This is a genomic window from Kitasatospora sp. NPDC007106, from assembly GCF_040634455.1.
Taxonomy (GTDB): Bacteria; Actinomycetota; Actinomycetes; order Streptomycetales; family Streptomycetaceae; genus Kitasatospora; species Kitasatospora arboriphila.
The window spans coordinates 1-2,662 of the sequence record NZ_JBEYFP010000783.1; the positions used below are offsets into that span (position 1 = coordinate 1).

Below are 2,662 nucleotides of genomic sequence, written 5' to 3' on the forward strand. Positions count from 1 at the left end.
GGGAGCGGGATGCGTGATGCCCTGGATGCCTTCGAGGCTACTCCCGCGGTGGGCCGCCCGGGAGGGTACGACGGAGTAGCGTGGAAGGCAACCGGGCGGCCGGCACCGCGGTCAACGTCCCCGAGACCAACGTCAACCTGCTGGACACCCTGCTCGCCCTCGGCGTGCCGGTCGCCGACCCGGCCGAGCACACCGCGCTGCGGCTGGACGTCTGGGCGCAGGAGGACGAGCAGCGCGACCTGACCGCGCTGGAGGCCGACCCGCGCTTCCGGCCGGCGTTCCGCAACGGCGCCGACCGGATCAACAACGACGTCGACGGACGGCGTGCCTTCGCCCTGCTGGCGAGCTCGCCGGGCGGGCGGCCGATGCTCGCCGAGTGGATGGCCGGCGTCGCCCGGCAGCCCCGCGCCGCCGGCCTGCCCGACCTGCCGAACGCCTTCCAGAAGCTCGGCTGGCTGCCGGGCGAGGTGCTGGTGCTGGCGGAGGAGGAGGTCCGCGCCGCGGCCTCCACCGACCTGTCGGCGGTGGTCGCCCGTTCGCTGCGCGCCGGCGTGATCGACGAGCTGGGCTGGCCCGCCTGGGACGAGGCCGCCGCGGAGCTCGTCGCCCGCAAGGACGTCGACGACATCGTCGTCGCCGACGCCTGGCCGCACCTGATCGCGGCCGGTCCCTCGCAGGCCCGGGTGCTCGGCGCCGACGGCACCGTGCTCCGCCACGACCTGCGGATCCCCGCCGGGGACTCCTCCGAGACCGGCTTCCACTACGTGGACGGCTCGCTGCTCGTCCACTGGCAGTCGCAGGCCAACAACCGCCGCTTCCTCGGCTACTGGCACACCGCCGCGGACCGCGTGTTCACCATGCCCGAGAACACCTCCCGGCGCGGCACCCGCACCTACTGGCTGGGCTCACTGAACAGCCACAGCCTGCCGCTCGACGGCGGCGGCCGCACCGGCGGCAAGGGCACCGTGCACGCCGGGGACACCGCGCTGCCCGGCGAGCGCCGGATCATCGGCGACGGCCGCACCTTCTGGGTGTGGGCCGACCCGGGCGGCGACGCCGCGTACACCTGGCACGAGTACGACCCGGCGACCGACACCGTCGGCCGGGCCGCCGACCCCGCCTTCCTCGCCGACGCCCTGCGGGACGCCCCGGCGGGCAGCAAGGCCTGCGGCGGCTGGGTGATGCCCGCGCCGACCGGCGACACCACGCCCTCCGGCGCGCCGGTGGACGGCCTGCTCGGCTGGCGCACCCTCACCCTGCCCGACGGCTCGCACCGCGGCGAGGACCTCGCCGGACGCGGCATCACCATGCCGCCGAGCCGGGGCTGCCCGCTGCGCCTGGTGCAGTTCCCCGGCGCCGACCGGCCGCAGGCCGTCGTCCGGGACGGCACCTACGGCGTCCGGCTGGTCGACGCGGACGGCGCCACCACGGCCACCGTCCGCACCGACGACGTCCCCGGCGTGTTCGCCGAGGGCACCCTGATCCTGCCGCCGCTGCGCTACTGGCACTACCTGCAGCCGCGCGACCCGCAGGGCTCCGCCGCGCTGCGCCGGCTCGACGACGGCACGGCCGCCGCCCTGCTCAAGGCCGCCGCCGAGGACGACCCGCAGCGCCCCGCGGAGTTCACCGCCGCGATCCGCGCGATCCTGCCGGAGGTCACCGACGAGCGGCTGCTGGCCGGCATCGCCGGACTGCTGCGCTACGCCGCCGCCCCGCAGCAGCGGCTCACCGCCGTCGCCGAGCGCCTGGAGCTGGAGCTCTCCGGCGGCGCCGCCCCGGTCGAGGAGGCCCCCGGCCCCGGCGACCAGGAGCTGCAGACGGCGCTCAGCGGCCTCGGCATGGCGTCCAACTGGTACAACACCCAGCAGAGCCGCTACACCGCCGAGCAGGTGCGCTTCCTGGCCCGGGCGGCCTCCCCCGAGGCCGAGGCCGCGGCCCCGGGCACGGTGCACCTGGACGCCACGGAGACCCCGTACGTGCGGGTGGACTGGGAGCAGCTGCCCCGGCTGACCGCGGCGACCGCGCTGCGCGCGGTGTCCGCCACCAGCACCCCCGAGGACCGCGCGGCACTGCGCGGCCTGTTCGAGGTGCTGTCCGGGGTGGGCCTCACCGACCCGGCGGGGACGGCGCACTGGCGCACCGCCAGGCTGCACGTCGGGGCCGTCCACCTGGCCGACCGCGACGGCTCGACCCGCAACGGCGACCGCGACATGCTGCTGCCGCTCGGCGGCGGCGCGTTCCTGCTGTTCGTCGACGGCGACGTGGCGGCCAACGGCGACACCGAGTCGACCGTGCTCTTCCACGACCCGTCCGGCCGCTTCGAGGCGCCGGCGCCGTACACCCTGCTCTCCTGCGAACCGCTGGAGGACGCCGGGAACGACCGGGCGGCCGCGCTGCTGGCGTACGCCGCGGACCGCGAGCCCGCCCCGTGGTTCCCGGAGGCCGCCGAGCGGTTCGCCGAACTCACCGGTGTCACCGGCACCATGGCCGCCCTGGTGGTGGCCGGCCTGCCGCAGGTCGAGAAGTGGGAGCGCAACTTCCTGCCCGCCGACACCCGGGCGCTGCTCGGGCTGAAGGTCGCCGACGCGGCGGTCGCCCGGGACGAGCTGCGCTCGCTGGGCGCCGCCACCCGGCGCCGGCTGCTCACCGCCCTGGTGCCCGC

General features: G+C 76.7%; 1 pseudogene. It reads left to right on the plus strand.

The window, feature by feature from the left end:
- Nucleotides 1–80: 80 nt before the first annotated feature.
- Nucleotides 81–2,662, plus strand: a pseudogene (locus ABZ641_RS32275) (DNA-binding protein); the annotation flags it as partial.